The following is a 17,422-nucleotide window of genomic DNA, read 5'->3' on the forward strand; positions in this document are numbered from 1 at the left end:
CTAATTTTGATATGGAGCTATTGTTAACGATTTTTTATCGTTCATCTAGTTTTTGCATGATGATATTTTTGATTTATGTGGAGTTAGACACGATTTGTAAATGATTTGCAATGCATCGTAAATTCAAACCAATAGCAGAGATTATTGGATTGATAATATCTCCTATCATACCTTTCAAGAAGTTTCTACCCATCCGACCATATTGCTTTAAGTGACCTATTATTGGTTCTATGGCACTGCGTCTCTTGATCATAGACTTGTCCTCTTGTAACAACTTCTTCCGCGTTTTTGGGGTATATACCTTACTCTTCTCCTTTACATTGCTACCACTATACCCAAGATCAACAAATGATTTCTTTATCTTGATTCCAGTGACACTCTCTACTGCTTCAAAGCTCTGATGCAATGTATGACCATCATAAGGATTATTATGAAACGATTTTGCGGATAAAACAAAATTTCTACGACCACTTACTACTACCGCTACTTTATTGCCAAACTCATATGGCTTGTTGCGTTTTCCCTTTCCTATACACTCTACTTCAGGGGCATGAAAACTATATAATACTTTGTTATCTTCTTTATATTGCTTTTTAGCTTCTCTTTTTAAAACAGATTGGTTATGTATTTGTTTTATTTTTTGCAATACTTCTTGATTTTTGAGAGACAAGTTTAATTGCTTATTTTTGATCTCACGCTCACATACTCTAATCAAACGACCCAGTAATATTTTTAAATGCTTCATTATTTTCCAACGCTTCTTGGCTTTACTATGTTCTTTATATTTCCATAGCTTTACTATATCGCGTTTATAGGTTCTAGCGTATGTTTCATTCAAATGTATACCCAAACTGTTGCAAAGCTTTACTATGCTAAGCCTAGCTTTATCCATTAAATAAACATCGTGTGGGTGTTTGATATTCTTAATTTGTACAGTCGTATCAGCGATGATTAATTCCAAATCTTTTTTTTTAATTGTGTTAGTTTTTATCCCAACCCTGATCAACTCCGATAATATCTCATTATATCCAGCTTCACCTAATACACTACGAAACCGTCGTATACTAGTTTCCGAGATAGCTATGTCTTTTTCTATATATTCCCACCCGCAGAAATACTGCCAATACATATTCTCTTTTAGCTCTTCCTCTGATAATGAATCTGAAAAATTATACATTGCTTGTAGCATCGTTATGCCAAGCATCACTCTATGACATTTTCTATTTCTACCAAATTTCTTAATACAAACATTTTTTGATAACCACTCTTCGAGCCTAGACCAATTTATTAATTCTCTTAATTTATATAGCTTATTATTTGGGTTTAATTCTTCTTTTAATTTATAACCAAACAGTTTCCCTTGTTCTTGCGATTTGATAATGTTGTCTATTGGCATTGACTGAAATCCATAAGGTTTATGACCATATTTTATCATTTTCTTACGGATTGTTGTATTACTTCTTGTCTTAAAACCATATTATCTATAAGGCTTGTAGAGTTTTGGCGGACGGACTTGGTAAATTCTTTGCCATTATCTAACGTTATGCTTTTGATTATATGCGACAATTGTTTAAGTTTTTTATTCATGTTACCAATCACATCTTGTGTTCTTTTTGAACGGTTTAAAGTGAGAAACACTTTTTGTGTTCTGATATCCACAAGAGCGCCTATATTACGACTTTGATTACCTTTGTTAAAAGTTAAATCACCTTCTAAATGACCTATTGCTGCTATCTTTCTATTTCAGGAGTTTCGCACTTAGCAAATAATATGCTAATCTAGAGAAAAATAGTTTTAGATAAAAATGACAAGATCAAAATGTAGCAAAGATTTATATAAATCATTCTTACAAGCAAGTAGTGTAAGATATACTAGCAAAGCATTATCTGAAGTAAGTCCATTAGATCTATCGCACGATAGTGCAAGTCGATGGTTAAAGAGTAAGGATTTTCGCCCTAGCGAAATCTATAGCAAAGTGTCAAAATATATTGATCTGGAAGATCCTTGTTTATTAGTGGGAGATGACACCTTATTGTCAAAGCAATACAGTAAGAGGATCGAGCTTGTAAATTATCAATATTCTGGGGCTGTACATGATGTTATACCTGGTATAGGAATGGTAAACTTACTGCATTACAATACTCAAATTGATCAATCTACTCCTGTAGATTATAGAATATATGATAAAGAAACTGATGGTAAAACAAAGAACGAGCATTTTCGTGATATGCTTACTTTAGCTAAAGAAAGAGGTATCAAGCCTGATGCTATAGTTATGGATGCTTGGTATAGTGGTTTGGATAATTTAAAACATATACGTAATTTAGGTTGGATATGGGTTACCAACCTAAGAAAAAATAGAAAAGTTAATCGTAATGTTAGCTTGGAAACTTTAGAGATTCCCGATGAAGGGCTAAAAATTCACCTACGTGGATACGGTTGGGTTACGGTATTTAAGTTTGTGGCAAAAAATGGTCGCATTGATTACATAACAACTAATTTAGAGAATCCTACACGTGAGCAAATAGAGAAAATTGTTAAGGCGCGTTGGTCTATAGAAGTTTATCATCGAGAATTGAAACAAACTTGTGGTATTGAATGCTGTCAGGCACGCACGGGTCGAGCTCAAAGAAATCATATTTGCCTTGCTGTATTGGCCTGGCTTGATATGAACAAAAGGAGGATAAATGAAAACATTACTTTATATCAACAAACTTGGGAAGTTATAAAAACATCAATTCAGAACAACATTAAATGGCTTCTAACTAATACACAATTTTGCTAAGTGCGAAACTCCTGTATTTATCTCTGGTCTTTCAGTAATGGAAACTCGATTTGGTATTGTAATTCTTTTGTTTCTGATTCTTGTACCATGATGCAACCTATTTTTCCTTTTTCTTGCTAAAGATAAATATAATTTTTGCCTTTGTGCTATAGGAGATGTATAAATAAACTGGTATATACTCTCTGTAGAAATATTGACAGTATCTCGTGATAGTTTACGTCTACCTGAAATTATATCTGGTGAAATACCCTGTGTTAACTGCTTTATTATTTCTGCTCGTAAATTATTATCAATATCTAATTTTCTTTTTCTCTTACCTTGCCTTAAACTGCAAGCAAGTGTGTTAGCCCTATCTGGTCTATAATTATGCCTCATTCTCTTGAGTTCATAACATATAGTGCTTTTATCACGGCCAATCTTTGTCCCTATATATCGCGAGCTATAACCACTCTTATTCATTTCGTATATTTTAAATCTTTCATCTATCGTTAAATGAGCCATGATATATCTATATTTAAATGATGCTCCTCGCAGCAGAGCTACGAGGTATCTAAAAAAGTTTTAGTTGTTTCTTATGATATCACGAAGCAGAGCTTCGGGGAATTAAACCCTGAGAGATTAATTATAGAACTTTCCGATTTTTTCTTATGTGGGTAAATAGCTTCTATACCCATCATCCTCATATATTTCAGTACTCGATCTTTACCGACAATAAAACCATCTTCTAGTAACTGTTGATGAATATAGCGATAACCAAATTCAGGATTATCTGTATATATTTCATCTATTCTATTTAAAATACTTAATTTATTTATACTCATCTCCTTGGATTTATAGTAGGCTGTAGATCGACTAATCTTTAATAGTTCACACTGTCTTGATTTTGAGAGTTGATTTAGCTTGGAGTGTACAAGACTCTTTTTATTTGATAAATCCAAGCTTTTGAGCTTTCCCACGGCCCAGTCCCTCTCAACTGTGATTCTACCAAGAGCTTTAGCAAGTTCATCATTTTGCTCTTGTAAATGATTTATTTGTGCTTGATATTCACTCAAAACTTTAGCTGGTTCAAAAGCTAATGCCGCATTACCTAAAAACTGTTTTTTCCAATTTTGAATTGTTTTAACACTTATTGCATATTTTGAAGCTAACTGACCAAGTGTCGACTCCTCTTTTATTAATTCTAATACTATCCCCGTTTTTTCTGAAGCACTGAAAATTTTTACTTTATTTTTCTTCATCTTTCCTCTTAAGTTTATTGCTATTTATTCTAACTTATTGCGGAAACACACTCCTTCATTTTTTTGTCCAATTTTTTCAGTCCATTATAGGACAAAGATTGGCCGTGATAAAAGCACTATATGTTATGAACTCAAGAGAATTAGGCATAATTATAGACCAGATAGGGCTAACACACTTGCTTGCAGTTTAAGGCAAGGTAAGAGAAAAAGAAAATTAGATATTGATAATAATTTACGAGCAGAAATAATAAAGCAGTTAACACAGGGTATTTCACCAGATATAATTTCAGGTAGACGTAAACTATCACGAGATACTGTCAATATTTCTACAGAGAGTATATACCAGTTTATTTATACATCTCCTATAGCACAAAGGCAAAAATTATATTTATCTTTAGCAAGAAAAAGGAAAAATAGGTTGCATCATGGTACAAGAATCAGAAACAAAAGAATTACAATACCAAATCGAGTTTCCATTACTGAAAGACCAGAGATAAATAGAAAGATAGCAGCAATAGGTCATTTAGAAGGTGATTTAACTTTTAACAAAGGTAATCAAAGTCGTAATATAGGCGCTCTTGTGGATATCAGAACACAAAAAGTGTTTCTCACTTTAAACCGTTCAAAAAGAACACAAGATGTGATTGGTAACATGAATAAAAAACTTAAACAATTGTCGCATATAATCAAAAGCATAACGTTAGATAATGGCAAAGAATTTACCAATCATGAACAACTATTGCCAAAATCTGAACGAAAAGTATATTTTTGCAATCCTTATTCTCCATGGCAAAAACCATTGATAGAGAAGATTAACTCAATGGTGCACAGAGTATACTCTAAATCTTTAGATATAAAAAAATTAACAATAAAGCAATTACAAGAAATTGAGGATTTTTTAAATAATTTACCAAGAAAAGTGCTCGGTTATAAAACACCCAATGAGGTATGGGAAGAAAATATAAATCTGGCTTAATTAATACTGGAATTTACCCTTTTTATGATTTGAGTTATTTTTGTTGGGCTATACATTGGTATTGACTGTAATCAAAAATGTACGTGATCTTTATCTACTCCTATTTCTAAAAATCTAATTTCATAACGATCTTCTATGTGCTCACAAATTTTACACAAATAATCATCTAGTTCTTGATTGAATATTACTCTTCTATACTTTGCCGGCGTTACTAAATGATATATTAGTACTGTGACATTATGACTCTTATGTATATAACTGCTTTCTTCCATTCAAGTAGTATATCACGAAGCAGAGCTTCGGGGAATTAAACCCTGAGAGAATGATGCTCCTCGCAGCAGAGCTACGAGGTATCTAAAAAAGTTTTAGTTGTTTCTTATGATATCACGAAGCAGAGCTTCGGGGAATTAAACCCTGAGAGATTAAATGTAAGATCAAATGTCAACTAATACACCTAAAGCTTAACTAAGCCCCCTTATTATCTCTAATTTCTTTGACTATGCTTAATAATTGAGGGAAATCTACTGACCCAGGGATTAACCTAGCATTAATTATATATGCAGGTACACCCTGAATTTTAAGATTTCTAGCTATCTGCATATTTTGAGCGATTAAATCTCTTATCTCAGAACTGTCAGCTATCTCTTCAACTTCCGTAATATTTAAGTCATTTTTGGCTAATAATTCTTCGACAGTTTCTTTAGAAACATTTCTTATCTTCATTAACTCACTATGAACAGCTTTAAATTTATTAGGGTTAATTTTATAAACCGCTAATGCTATTTTTGCTAAATAATCAGAAGCATCACCAAGGATAGGTAATGGTCTTAACAAAATTTTCACTTCTGGATCATTTGGTAATAACTCATTTAGAGAAACATCACCTTTTTTACAGTAGGAACAAGAATAATCATAAAAAGCAACTATAGTTATATCACCGTCTTTATTACCTATGACAGGAAAATTTTGGCTATTCTCGATATCTAATTTGTTATCCTTAATGTAGCTATTAACTTTGGTTTCACTTTCTTGTACTTTACGCTTTTGTAGATTTTCTATTGATTGTATTATTATTTCAGGAGTATTAAGCAGATATTCCTCTATAATCTTCTTAACTCTTTCTTCTTCACATTGTTTCGGCTCTTCATTTTGTTTAACTTCTATGGAAACAGGTTTTGTATAAGAAGTTTTTATAGTCTTAAAAATAAATAAAACTCCTATAATTACTACAAATATAACTAATATCTTTCCAACAATATGCTGCATAAATAACCTTTAAAATTAATTTTATTTTGTTTCGGGCTAAGGTACATCATTGCGATGAGATGCAATTCCTACTGTGTCATCCCGTGGCTTGACCACGGGATCCAGAAAAACAATAAAAAATATTACATATTTTTTCCTAGACCCCGTGAATAAATCACGGGGTGACAACTATACCTTACCCTTTACTTCTGTCTGATCAATCTACTCTGATCTCTCTTCCAATCTTTTTCTTTAATCGATTCTCTTTTATCGTGTAATTTTTTACCTTTAGCAATACCAAGCTCAATTTTTATTTTGTTCTTTTTGTTAAAATACATAGACAAGGCAACTAGAGTATAACCCTTTATTTTAGTTTTACCGATAATTTTGTTTATTTCTTTTTTATGTAGTAACAATTTACGTGGTCTTCTGGTAGAATGATTGAACCTATTTGCCTTTTCATATTCTGCAATATGACAATTATACAAAAATACCTCATTTCCCGTATCAGCTGCATGGCTCTCTTCTATAGATGCTTTACCTTGACGAAGTGATTGAACTTCACTACCCTTTAATACAATACCTGCTTCTAGTCTTTCCTCAATAAAATAATTAAAGAGAGCTTTTTTATTTTGTGCAATAATTTTCTTATATTCCGTCATGCTTTTATAGATAAGGATGTTATAATTTCCTCAATTTGTTTTTTAGTTGTATCTGTTGCTTCAGTTAAAGGCAAACGAATTTCGTTTGTGCATAATCCTAAATAATGCATAGCGTACTTAACTGGAATTGGGTTTGATTCTACGAATAGTGCTGTATATAAAGGTAATAATTTTTGATGAGTCTCTAAAGCTCCTTTAACATCATTGTTATCCCATTTCTCTTGAAGCTCTTTGCACAGTTTAGGGGTAATATTTGAAATTACTGATACGCACCCTACTCCGCCTTGAGCATTAAAAGCAAGACTTAAATCATCATTACCACATAATAGATTAAATTCTTTATTAACTACAGATTTAATTCTAAGTGGTCTTTCTAAATCTATTCCTGCATCTTTTAAAGCTAAAATACTAGGTAACTTAGCGAGCTTAAATATCGTTTCATCTGTAAAATCGACTCCGGTTCTACTCGGAACTGAATATAGCATAATCGGCAAATTACTAGCTTCATGTATTGCTTCGAAATGTTTATAAATTCCATCTTGAGTAGGCTTCAAATATGACGGCAGACTAATCATAAAGCCGTCAACTCCGATTTTTGTAGATTCAGCCGCAAGCTCTATTGCATATGCGGTATTATTTGAAGAACATCCACTAATTACAGGAATACGCTTATTTATAATATCCTTAGCCGTCTGCAATAATAATTTATACTCTTCAAAGCTTAAACTACTCCCCTCACCTGTTGAACCTGCTATTACTACGGCATGCACTTCAGCATTTATTTGATATTCTAAAATCTTTTCTAAGGCATCTAAATCTAGTTTATTATTTTTAAACGGCGTTATTATTGCTGTAATCAAACCCTTAAATATATTATTCATTATTTTTCATTTTTATGTTGTTTTGTCATTGCGAGGATATATTGTTGCATGGCTTCGATGTCATTCCTACATAGGCGGGAATGACATACTACCCCCTCACAATTTTACCATACTCTTCTTTCAAAACATTCACAATTTTGTGATCATTAAAAATAACTTTCTTATTACCAAGATCTATAGAATTAATATTCTGCACTTCAATTGCTGTACCTGTAGCAAAACAGCTGATAAAATCTTCTATATGTTCTAATTTTAGACGCTCTTCTTTTACTTCTAGCCCTAAATTTTTTGCAATTTCAATAATAGTTTGTCTTGTTATACCATCTAAAAATCTATCAGCAATTGGAGTATATAGCACATTATCTTTAACAAAGAAAATATTGGTTGTAGTACATTCCGCAATATACCCCTCATAATCAAGTAATAATGCATCATCATAGCCAAGGCCTTTAGCCTCTTTCTTGCTTGTTATTGCCATGTTATAATGAGCAGCGGATTTAGATTGCACCGGCATCATATTAGGTGCAGCTTTACGCCATCTGCTTACATGCAAATTAAATCCTGCAACAAATGCTCGTGGCATAGAGGGAACAGCTGCAATCAAAACGTTAGTCGACAATTTAGGGTTAATAATATTTAAAGACTCACTCCCACACCAAACAAGCGGTCTTATATATGCATCCTGAATCTTATTTTTCTCTATTAATAATTCATGAGCTTTTATAATTTCTTCCACACTATAAGGCACTTTTAATCCTAAAGCTTCTGCTGATTTAATCAATCTTTCAGTATGTTCTTTAAGTTTAAAAACTTTCCCATTATAAGCCCGCTCACCCTCAAATACTGATCCCGAGTAATGCAAACTATGAGTTAAAGCATGCACTGTAGCAAGCTCATAAGGAACTAACTCACCATTAATCCAAATATACCAAAGATCATTTTCAGAATTTTTTGTCATTGTTATTAATTGTTATTTGTACTAGAGTAATGATGTCATTGCGAGTAACTGCAAGGAGCGTGGCAATCTCATAAAGCAAGCTCCTGAGATTGCTTCGTCGCTATGCTCCTCGCAATGACGGAAAAATTTTTAAAAATTACATCATATTTATATGCAAGAATATAAGGCACATATCCTAATTGTTGATGATGATACCAGAATATTAGCACTTTTAAAGCAATTTTTAAATAAAAATGAGTTTTTAGTATCGACGGCTATTTCAGCTATAGAGGCAAAGGATTTGCTAAAAACGTCTAATTACGATTTGATTATTTTAGACGTCATGTTACCAAGCATTACAGGGCTTGATTTTGCCACTACCATTAGGGACGCTGGGAATAATATACCAATAGTAATGCTAACTGCTTTATCGGAAGCTGATGACCGTGTTAAAGGTCTTGAAGCCGGTGCATCAGATTATGTTATTAAACCTTTTGAACCACGAGAATTATTATTGCGTATAAATAACTTGATCAATAATTATAATAATCCCAAAAAAGAAAAAAATATAACCAAATTTGGCAATAATTTTTATAATTATAATACTAAAGAATTTACTAAAAATGATCAGATAATTCCGCTTAGCTCTACTGAGCAGAAGTTACTTGAGATATTTATAGAACGTCTTGGCACTTCTGTTAGCCGCCTTGAGCTTTCAAAAATTATGGGAGGTCTTAGTGAACGTTCTATTGATGTACAAATTACCAGAATAAGAAATAAGCTAGAAGATAATCCTAAAGAACCGAAATATTTAAAAACCGTGCGTAATGAGGGATATGCACTTTATATCTAAACTATTACCTAGGACTTTATGCCTAAGATTTATGCTTATCATAATTATGCCGATTTTGATAGGACAGCTAGTTGCTATATTTTTGTTTTATGATCGTCATTGGTATAATGTTTCATATTATACTAGCACCATTATTATCAATGAAATAGAATCTTTAATTAAAGAGCATAAAGACAATCCCAAAGAAATAACACATTTATCAGAAAATTATCTCAATTTATCTTATCAATTTGAGCCTAATAAGAAACTATTAGCAAAACAGCCTAAGTTAAACGAACCCTTAACTATATTTAAAAATATTTTAAATATAAAAATTCATGAAAAAAATATAATTAACTTAACTAAGGAAAATAGAATTCAAGTATTATTAGAACTAAATAACGAGATATTAAATATTTCTTTTCCAGCCAAACTATTACTTAACCCAACAGTGTATATCTTTGTTCTATGGATTATATTTTTAACTATCATATTACTTTCCATCTCTATTATTTTCTCTAAAAATCAAATTAAATCAATAGTTGCTCTTGCAGATAGCATGGATGAATTCGGTCGAGGTATCTTAAAAAGTAAGAATTTTAAGCCTACAGGTGCTTTAGAAATAAGAAAAGCAGGGCTTGCTTTCTTAAAGATGAAATCTCGTATAGAAAAGCAAATTACCAAAAGAACTACCATGCTTGCTATGATTTCTCATGATTTAAGAACTCCTCTAACACGCATGAAATTACAACTTGAATTAATGGACGAAAATGAAGAGACGGACGGACTAAAGCAAGATATATTAACTATGCAGCAAATGATAAACTCCTATCTAGATTTTGCAAGAGGCGAAAGTGCAGAACAATTTAAAGAGGTTTTTATTTTATCCTGGATTAAATCTTTTTTAAATAAATGGTCACATATAGATATAAAGTTTATAAACCCTACTAAATTAGATGGAGTAAAACTTCGAATTAAACCACATTCTTTTGAAAGAGCCTTGTCTAATTTAATTAGTAACGCTATAAAATATGGTACTAAAGTTAGAATTTCGTTAAATGCTAACTCATCTAACTTATCGATAATCATTGAAGATAATGGCAGCGGCATAGATAATGCAGAAAAACCTTTAGTATTAAAGCCATTTTATAGATCGGATAAAGCAAGGCAGTTAGATAATTCAAGTAATGTAGGTCTTGGACTTGCTATTACTCGTGAGATAGTAAAAGATCATAACGGATTTCTTTATCTAGAAGATAGTAAGGATTTAGGTGGGTTGTCGGTTAGAGTAGCAATTCCTGTGTATACTAAGATAGAACTTTAAAAATTTGTATAGTCGTCATTGCGAGGAGCAGAGCGACGAAGCAATCTCAGGACATTCTGATAAGATTGCCACGCCACTTTCAGTGGCTCGCAATGACGTTAAAAAGAACCAAAAATATATATTTCAATGACTAACATAAAACATTTAGCAATAATAATGGATGGTAATGCACGCTGGGCAGCTACGCATAACTTACCTAAATCTGAGGGACATAGAGCCGGAGCTGATAAAGTACATGAATTATTACCAGAATTTATTAACCTTAAAATCCCATACGTTACGCTATATACTTTCTCTTCCGAAAACTGGCAACGTTCAACTACAGAAATATCTTTTTTAATGAGGTTATTAAACATTTATTTAAAAAAAGAGCTAGATAATTTGCATAAAAACGGCATTAAAATAAAAGTAATAGGTAGGCTTAATTTATTAAGCGACTCATTGCAAAAACAAATAAATAATACTATAGAATTAACGAAAGATAATAACAAATTAACTCTTTGTATAGCTTTTAGCTATGGTAGTCGTCAAGAAATAACAGATGCTTGCACTAAAATTATTGCAAGTGGTAAAACAGAAATTCTTGAGAGCGATATACAAAATGCGTTATATGATCCAGAAATGCCGGATGTAGATTTATTAATAAGACCTGGCGGTGTTTTTCGCATTAGTAATTTCTTGCTTTGGCAAGCAGCTTATGCTGAACTATATTTTTCTCAAAAATATTGGCCTGATTTTAATAAAGAAGACATAATAAACGCTATAGATGATTATTCAAAAAGGAAAAGAACGTTTGGCAAAAGATAAACAAAAATCAAATTTATATTTTAGAATACTGTCTGGTATAGTATTAGTACCATCATTTGTGGTAGCCATATTATGGCTTAAACCTTTATTCTATGTTTTAATGATATTAGTAGCTATAGGGATGCTTAGCGAATGGTATGATATGACCTATTCTTCTACTATATATCTAATAATAGGGTTAATTATTATCCCAATTCCCATAAGCTTATTAATATTCTTAAGTAGCAACTATATAAATAATTGGCTTGTTATGCTTTATTTTTGCATAATTTGGTCGGTAGATACATTTGCGATGATTGGCGGCAAAACCTTGGGCGGTGCAAAACTTGCTCCAAAAATCAGCCCTAAAAAAACTTGGAGTGGCTTAATGACAGGAATATTATCTGCAGGTTTAGTTGCAACCTTAATTAGTTTTATACCAAGTTTTTATATTGAAAATTACTATTTCTCAAATAAGATTTATTTGTTTATAATTAGTTGTACGCTAGCTTTAATAGCTCAACTAAGTGATTTATTTATTTCATATTTTAAACGAAAGTTTAATATTAAGGATAGCGGCAATATTATACCTGGTCATGGGGGAGTATTAGATAGATTTGACAGTATAATTTTAACTGCCCCAATATTATTTTTTATAAATGGATTATATTTATGAGTATTCTTAATTTAGTACTTTCGAATAATAATACAAAAAAAATAATTTTAAATATCTTCCTAGCATTGCTGCTAGGATATTTTGTTTTTCACTGCATTTACGGCAATAAAGGAGTTATTGCATATTTAAAAGTAAATAGACAGCTTGAAAAATCCTATGATGAATTGAAGTTATTGCGAGCTGCACGAGTAGAGCTTGAACATAACGTTAAACTACTTAGAACCGAATCGTTAGATAAGGATATGCTAGATGAACAAGCACGCAAAGTTTTAGGTATAGCAGCTCCAAGCGAACAAGTTTTTAATACCAATAGTAAACCATAGACTCCGTCACAAAATCTAAAATTTAACCAAAGAATATATTATGACTATTACGCTTTACCAAAATGATTTACCGGATGATTTTGAACTTGAAGGTGATTTAGCAATAGATACTGAAACGATGGGACTAAATTTATATAGAGATAAACTGTGTCTATTGCAGTTTAGTAACGGAAATGGTGATGCTCACCTTGTGCATTTTCTAGATCAAAATTATAATGCTCCTAACCTAAAAAATTTATTAAGTGATAAAGAACGTTACAAAATATTTCATTTCGCAAGATTTGATTTAGCAGCGATAAAAAAATATTTGGGTATCGATTTAGAGAATATCTTTTGTACTAAAATATCTTCAAAGCTAGTTAGAACTTATACTGAAAGCCATGGGCTTAAGGATATATGTAGAGAATTGTTAGGAGTAAATATTTCCAAACAACAACAATCTTCTTATTGGGGTGCTGATAATCTATCTTCTGACCAACAAGAATATGCTGCTAAAGATGTGCTTTATTTGCATAAGTTAAGAGAACATTTAATAGCAATGTTAGTTAAAGAAAATAGATTTGAACTTGCTCAAGATATCTTTAAATTTCTACCGACCAGAGCCAATTTAGATTTAGTCGGCTGGGATGAAGTTGATATCTTTACGCATTGAATTTTTTGATGCTATAAAACGTTATTGTGAGGAGAAACTGGTCTTGTTGTACGGCTTCGATGTCATCCCCGCTTAAGGCTTGCCTGCGTGGATTGAGAGTCGTCATTGCGAGGAAATTACGAAGTAATTGACGAAGCAATCTCAGGAATTTGCTTTATGAGATTTCTACGCTCTACTTAAGTTTTAAGCTCACTTACAATGACACTAAAACCTATACATAATTAGGAGCTTCACCGGCAAGTGCATAAATATCTTTATCTTCATTATATTGATATATAGCTTAATGCGATAAGGTAGTGACTTATAGTATGAGTTGGATTACACTAAATGAAAAACTTATGGCAAAGGCATATTCATACGATTTAAGAATACGAGTAATAAAAAGTTTAACAGATGGTAAAACAATAAAAGAGACTGCAGAGATATACTCTATTAGTAGGAAGACTATAATAGAGTGGAAAAAATTAAAGAAACAAACTGGCGATGTCAAAGCAAAAAGTGGTTATCATACAGGACATCGTAGAATAATAAGAGACATAGAGGGATTTAAAAAATTTATAGAACTTAATTTTGATAAAACCACCATGGAGCTAGCTAAGAACTGGAGTCAAAAAGTATCTGCAAGTACTATATCAAGATTGCTTAATAAATTAGAGTATAGTTATAAAAAAAACTTTTCTTCATCCCAAAAGGGATATTGGTCTAAGGAATGAGTTTATATTGAAACTAAAAACTATAGATAAACAAGATTTAGTATTTATAGATAAGTCTGGGATAGAAGATAATAGCTGTAGAGAACACGGGTGGAGCATTATCGGTCAAAGATGTTATGGTGAAAAGGTCTATCAACATCAATCACGTATTAGTATGATTGCTGGGCTGTGTGTCAAAGATATGATTGCCCCGATAATATTTGATGGAACATGTAATAAGAACATTTTTGAAACTTATGTACAAGAGATATTGATCAAGGAAATGATGCTCCTCGCAGCAGAGCTACGAGGTATCTAGTCCGTCCGCCAAAACTCTACAAGCCTTATAGATAATATGGTTTTAAGACAAGAAGTAATACAACAATCCGTAAGAAAATGATAAAATATGGTCATAAACCTTATGGATTTCAGTCAATGCCAATAGACAACATTATCAAATCGCAAGAACAAGGGAAACTGTTTGGTTATAAATTAAAAGAAGAATTAAACCCAAATAATAAGCTATATAAATTAAGAGAATTAATAAATTGGTCTAGGCTCGAAGAGTGGTTATCAAAAAATGTTTGTATTAAGAAATTTGGTAGAAATAGAAAATGTCATAGAGTGATGCTTGGCATAACGATGCTACAAGCAATGTATAATTTTTCAGATTCATTATCAGAGGAAGAGCTAAAAGAGAATATGTATTGGCAGTATTTCTGCGGGTGGGAATATATAGAAAAAGACATAGCTATCTCGGAAACTAGTATACGACGGTTTCGTAGTGTATTAGGTGAAGCTGGATATAATGAGATATTATCGGAGTTGATCAGGGTTGGGATAAAAACTAACACAATTAAAAAAAAAGATTTGGAATTAATCATCGCTGATACGACTGTACAAATTAAGAATATCAAACACCCACACGATGTTTATTTAATGGATAAAGCTAGGCTTAGCATAGTAAAGCTTTGCAACAGTTTGGGTATACATTTGAATGAAACATACGCTAGAACCTATAAACGCGATATAGTAAAGCTATGGAAATATAAAGAACATAGTAAAGCCAAGAAGCGTTGAAAAATAATGAAGCATTTAAAAATATTACTGGGTCGTTTGATTAGAGTATGTGAGCGTGAGATCAAAAATAAGCAATTAAACTTGTCTCTCAAAAATCAAGAAGTATTGCAAAAAATAAAACAAATACATAACCAATCTGTTTTAAAAAGAGAAGCTAAAAAGCAATATAAAGAAGATAACAAAGTATTATATAGTTTTCATGCCCCTGAAGTAGAGTGTATAGGAAAGGGAAAACGCAACAAGCCATATGAGTTTGGCAATAAAGTAGCGGTAGTAGTAAGTGGTCGTAGAAATTTTGTTTTATCCGCAAAATCGTTTCATAATAATCCTTATGATGGTCATACATTGCATCAGAGCTTTGAAGCAGTAGAGAGTGTCACTGGAATCAAGATAAAGAAATCATTTGTTGATCTTGGGTATAGTGGTAGCAATGTAAAGGAGAAGAGTAAGGTATATACCCCAAAAACGCGGAAGAAGTTGTTACAAGAGGACAAGTCTATGATCAAGAGACGCAGTGCCATAGAACCAATAATAGGTCACTTAAAGCAATATGGTCGGATGGGTAGAAACTTCTTGAAAGGTATGATAGGAGATATTATCAATCCAATAATCTCTGCTATTGGTTTGAATTTACGATGCATTGCAAATCATTTACAAATCGTGTCTAACTCCACATAAATCAAAAATATCATCATGCAAAAACTAGATGAACGATAAAAAATCGTTAACAATAGCTCCATATCAAAATTAGACCAACACAGAAATGTATCAGTAAAAATTAACATAACTTATTAATTTTTATTGAAAATCTTAGCAATTTGTTGTCAAAACTCTATCCCATTACAAATGATCAGGATTTGAAGTGTTTTTGGCGGATAGACTATCTAAAAAAGTTTTAGTTGTTTCTTATGATATCACGAAGCAGAGCTTCGGGGAATTAAACCCCGAGAGATTAAAAATTGATTATATCTGGCTTAATTAATTATAGAACTTTCCCTTTTTCAGTAGCAGAAGTATAGATTAGTTTCAAATCCGCTGCTAATTGCTTTCTATCTTTATATGATACATATTTGAGGCTATTCCTGATCTGATGGACAATACAAATTTGATGTTCAGTTTTCGGATATACTGATGCAATAGCATCAGACATACCAGTTAGATTATCACTACAAGCAATTAAGATATCTTTTACTCCTCGATTCTTCATTTCAGTAAAATTACCAAGCCAAAATTTAGCTCCTTCATTCTCACTTATCCATAAGCCTAAAATATCCTTTCTGCCAGATAAATCTATTCCTAAAGCTACATATACTGATTTATTAATAATAAGTTTATCTTGTCTTACTTTCACTACTAAACAGTCAAAATATACTATAGGGTATACTGATTCAAGAGGTCTACTCTGCCAAATCTTGACCTCATCTATTACTTCATCTGTAATCCTGCTGATTAGGCTCTCACTGATCTCAGCTCCATATAATTCTTGCAATTGTGTTTTAATATCAGACACACTCATACCCTTCGCATATAAGGATATTATCTTTTGGTCTAAGCCATCTATTCTTGTTTGTTTCTTTGAGACTATTATAGGTTCAAATTTACCTTGTCTGTCTCTTGGAACATTTATCTCTATAGTACCATTCTCACTAATCAGATTCTTACTAAAACTACCATTCCTCGCATTCTCAGTTTCAGCTCTATCATGCTTGCTATAACCTAAATGTTCTGACATCTCAGCATGCAGTGCTCGCTCTAAAATACCCTTGGTTAATTCCTTAATTAATCCATTCTGACTTAGTACTGTTTTTAAATCTACTCCGCCTTTTATCAGCAAATCTATTGCTTCATTTATTTTTTTATTCTTCTCGATTTGCATTTCTGTTACCTATATTTTTAATTACTTCTAATATAGGCTCAACAAAAATTTACACAATCATTGCAAAAGACTCTTCAAATAATCAATTTGTTGAATTATCAATACACCACAATGACTGAAGTTTTGACAAAAAATTTTTATTAAAAAAATCTATCATAACTCAACATTAATCTCCTTTAAACCCTTTATCTATAAGCTTTCTATCTATCCCTTATCCTAAATTAGCGTTAGGTAAACATGGTGATGAGCAGAAATTACGTCATTATGTACAGAATCAAGGTTCAGGCAAACCTTCTTATAAAGCATTTCAACAAAAACAGTTAAAGCTTTTTGGATAGATACCTCGTAGCTCTGCTGCGAGGAGCATCATTTTAAACATAAATTTTTACTTTAGTTAGAAAAATAAGATTTTTGTCAAAACTTCAGTAAATTAAGATATAGCAAAAAATTGTTTTTC

At 31.9% G+C, this 17,422-nt stretch carries 18 protein-coding genes and 4 pseudogenes; 12 read left to right on the plus strand and 10 right to left on the minus strand.

Annotated elements, in window-relative coordinates; translation table 11 throughout:
* Nucleotides 1-73: 73 nt before the first annotated feature.
* Together AAHI98_RS06915 and AAHI98_RS18580 are read right to left on the minus strand one after the other, a co-directional pair.
* Nucleotides 74-1,435, minus strand: a complete 1,362-nt coding sequence (locus tag AAHI98_RS06915; RefSeq protein WP_342224717.1) for an IS5 family transposase — start codon at nucleotides 1,433-1,435, stop codon at nucleotides 74-76.
* Between the two features lie 80 nt (nucleotides 1,436-1,515).
* Nucleotides 1,516-1,743: pseudogene (locus AAHI98_RS18580) on the minus strand (IS30 family transposase); the annotation flags it as partial.
* A 61-nt stretch (nucleotides 1,744-1,804) separates the two neighbouring features.
* On the opposite strand from AAHI98_RS18580, the gene AAHI98_RS06925 reads away from it, so the two are divergent.
* On the plus strand, nucleotides 1,805-2,785 hold the full coding sequence (locus AAHI98_RS06925; RefSeq protein WP_342224689.1) for an IS701 family transposase: 981 nt from the start codon (nucleotides 1,805-1,807) through the stop codon (nucleotides 2,783-2,785).
* Here the strand turns inward: AAHI98_RS06925 and AAHI98_RS06930 are convergent.
* Both AAHI98_RS06930 and AAHI98_RS06935 read right to left on the minus strand, forming a co-directional pair.
* Nucleotides 2,774-3,286, minus strand: a pseudogene (locus AAHI98_RS06930) (transposase); the annotation flags it as partial. The gene AAHI98_RS06925 and the pseudogene AAHI98_RS06930 sit on opposite strands and share 12 nt — an antisense overlap.
* Before the next feature lie 71 nt (nucleotides 3,287-3,357).
* Nucleotides 3,358-4,023, minus strand: a complete 666-nt coding sequence (locus AAHI98_RS06935; RefSeq protein WP_342225345.1) for an IS3 family transposase — start codon at nucleotides 4,021-4,023, stop codon at nucleotides 3,358-3,360.
* A gap of 37 nt (nucleotides 4,024-4,060) precedes the next feature.
* Here AAHI98_RS06935 and AAHI98_RS06940 point away from each other — a divergent pair, with 37 nt between their 5' ends.
* Nucleotides 4,061-4,999 carry an IS30 family transposase gene (locus tag AAHI98_RS06940; protein WP_342225458.1) on the plus strand — a complete coding sequence of 313 codons (939 nt, stop codon included), beginning with the start codon at nucleotides 4,061-4,063 and terminating at the stop codon, nucleotides 4,997-4,999.
* An 8-nt stretch (nucleotides 5,000-5,007) separates the two neighbouring features.
* Here the strand turns inward: AAHI98_RS06940 and tnpA are convergent.
* The 5 genes and pseudogenes from tnpA to AAHI98_RS06965 all read right to left on the minus strand — a co-directional run.
* Nucleotides 5,008-5,271: pseudogene (gene tnpA, locus AAHI98_RS06945) on the minus strand (IS200/IS605 family transposase); the annotation flags it as partial.
* Nucleotides 5,272-5,464: 193 nt separating this feature from the next.
* Nucleotides 5,465-6,265, minus strand: a complete 801-nt coding sequence (locus AAHI98_RS06950; RefSeq protein WP_342225459.1) for a DsbA family protein — start codon at nucleotides 6,263-6,265, stop codon at nucleotides 5,465-5,467.
* A 182-nt stretch (nucleotides 6,266-6,447) separates the two neighbouring features.
* Nucleotides 6,448-6,906, minus strand: a complete 459-nt coding sequence (gene smpB / locus AAHI98_RS06955; protein WP_341788105.1) for an SsrA-binding protein SmpB — start codon at nucleotides 6,904-6,906, stop codon at nucleotides 6,448-6,450.
* Nucleotides 6,903-7,787, minus strand: a complete 885-nt coding sequence (dapA, locus tag AAHI98_RS06960) for a 4-hydroxy-tetrahydrodipicolinate synthase (protein ID WP_342225460.1) — start codon at nucleotides 7,785-7,787, stop codon at nucleotides 6,903-6,905. Before dapA ends, smpB begins: the two co-directional genes overlap by 4 nt.
* A gap of 88 nt (nucleotides 7,788-7,875) precedes the next feature.
* Nucleotides 7,876-8,745: a branched-chain amino acid transaminase gene (locus tag AAHI98_RS06965; protein ID WP_342225461.1), complete on the minus strand. Its 870-nt coding sequence runs from the start codon at nucleotides 8,743-8,745 to the stop codon at nucleotides 7,876-7,878.
* 151 nt (nucleotides 8,746-8,896) lie between these two features.
* Here AAHI98_RS06965 and AAHI98_RS06970 point away from each other — a divergent pair, with 151 nt between their 5' ends.
* The 10 genes from AAHI98_RS06970 to AAHI98_RS07015 all read left to right on the plus strand — a co-directional run bounded on the left by AAHI98_RS06970 (nucleotide 8,897) and on the right by AAHI98_RS07015 (nucleotide 15,767).
* Entirely contained in the window at nucleotides 8,897-9,577 is a 681-nt protein-coding gene (locus tag AAHI98_RS06970) for a response regulator transcription factor (protein ID WP_342225462.1), read from the plus strand.
* Nucleotides 9,561-10,880 carry a sensor histidine kinase gene (locus AAHI98_RS06975; RefSeq protein ID WP_342225463.1) on the plus strand — a complete coding sequence of 440 codons (1,320 nt, stop codon included), beginning with the start codon at nucleotides 9,561-9,563 and terminating at the stop codon, nucleotides 10,878-10,880. Before AAHI98_RS06970 ends, AAHI98_RS06975 begins: the two co-directional genes overlap by 17 nt.
* A 126-nt stretch (nucleotides 10,881-11,006) precedes the next feature.
* Nucleotides 11,007-11,687, plus strand: coding sequence for a polyprenyl diphosphate synthase (uppS, locus tag AAHI98_RS06980; RefSeq protein ID WP_342225464.1), 681 nt, complete (start codon nucleotides 11,007-11,009; stop codon nucleotides 11,685-11,687).
* On the plus strand, nucleotides 11,647-12,342 hold the full coding sequence (locus AAHI98_RS06985) for a phosphatidate cytidylyltransferase (RefSeq protein WP_342225465.1): 696 nt from the start codon (nucleotides 11,647-11,649) through the stop codon (nucleotides 12,340-12,342). The genes uppS and AAHI98_RS06985 overlap by 41 nt, the downstream gene beginning before the upstream one ends.
* A complete protein-coding gene (locus AAHI98_RS06990; protein WP_342225466.1) occupies nucleotides 12,339-12,665 on the plus strand; it encodes an FtsB family cell division protein in 327 nt (108 codons plus the stop codon). The genes AAHI98_RS06985 and AAHI98_RS06990 overlap by 4 nt, the downstream gene beginning before the upstream one ends.
* A 40-nt stretch (nucleotides 12,666-12,705) precedes the next feature.
* A complete protein-coding gene (locus tag AAHI98_RS06995) occupies nucleotides 12,706-13,317 on the plus strand; it encodes a ribonuclease D (protein WP_342225467.1) in 612 nt (203 codons plus the stop codon).
* Nucleotides 13,318-13,625: 308 nt separating this feature from the next.
* Complete coding sequence (locus AAHI98_RS07000) at nucleotides 13,626-14,030, plus strand: helix-turn-helix domain-containing protein (RefSeq protein ID WP_342225468.1); 405 nt, start codon at nucleotides 13,626-13,628, stop codon at nucleotides 14,028-14,030.
* Between the two features lie 7 nt (nucleotides 14,031-14,037).
* Complete coding sequence (locus AAHI98_RS07005) at nucleotides 14,038-14,328, plus strand: transposase (protein ID WP_342225469.1); 291 nt, start codon at nucleotides 14,038-14,040, stop codon at nucleotides 14,326-14,328.
* Nucleotides 14,329-14,405: 77 nt separating this feature from the next.
* Nucleotides 14,406-15,089 (plus strand): transposase, encoded by a 684-nt coding sequence (locus tag AAHI98_RS07010; RefSeq protein ID WP_342225470.1) that lies wholly within the window; start codon nucleotides 14,406-14,408, stop codon nucleotides 15,087-15,089.
* Between the two features lie 6 nt (nucleotides 15,090-15,095).
* Nucleotides 15,096-15,767 (plus strand): transposase, encoded by a 672-nt coding sequence (locus AAHI98_RS07015; RefSeq protein WP_342225471.1) that lies wholly within the window; start codon nucleotides 15,096-15,098, stop codon nucleotides 15,765-15,767.
* A 319-nt stretch (nucleotides 15,768-16,086) separates the two neighbouring features.
* Here the strand turns inward: AAHI98_RS07015 and AAHI98_RS07020 are convergent.
* Nucleotides 16,087-16,965 (minus strand): annotated as a pseudogene (locus AAHI98_RS07020) (IS256 family transposase); the annotation flags it as partial.
* Nucleotides 16,966-17,422: the final 457 nt, after the last annotated feature.

The organism is Rickettsia endosymbiont of Urophora cardui (assembly GCF_964030725.1).
Taxonomy (GTDB): Bacteria; Pseudomonadota; Alphaproteobacteria; order Rickettsiales; family Rickettsiaceae; genus Rickettsia.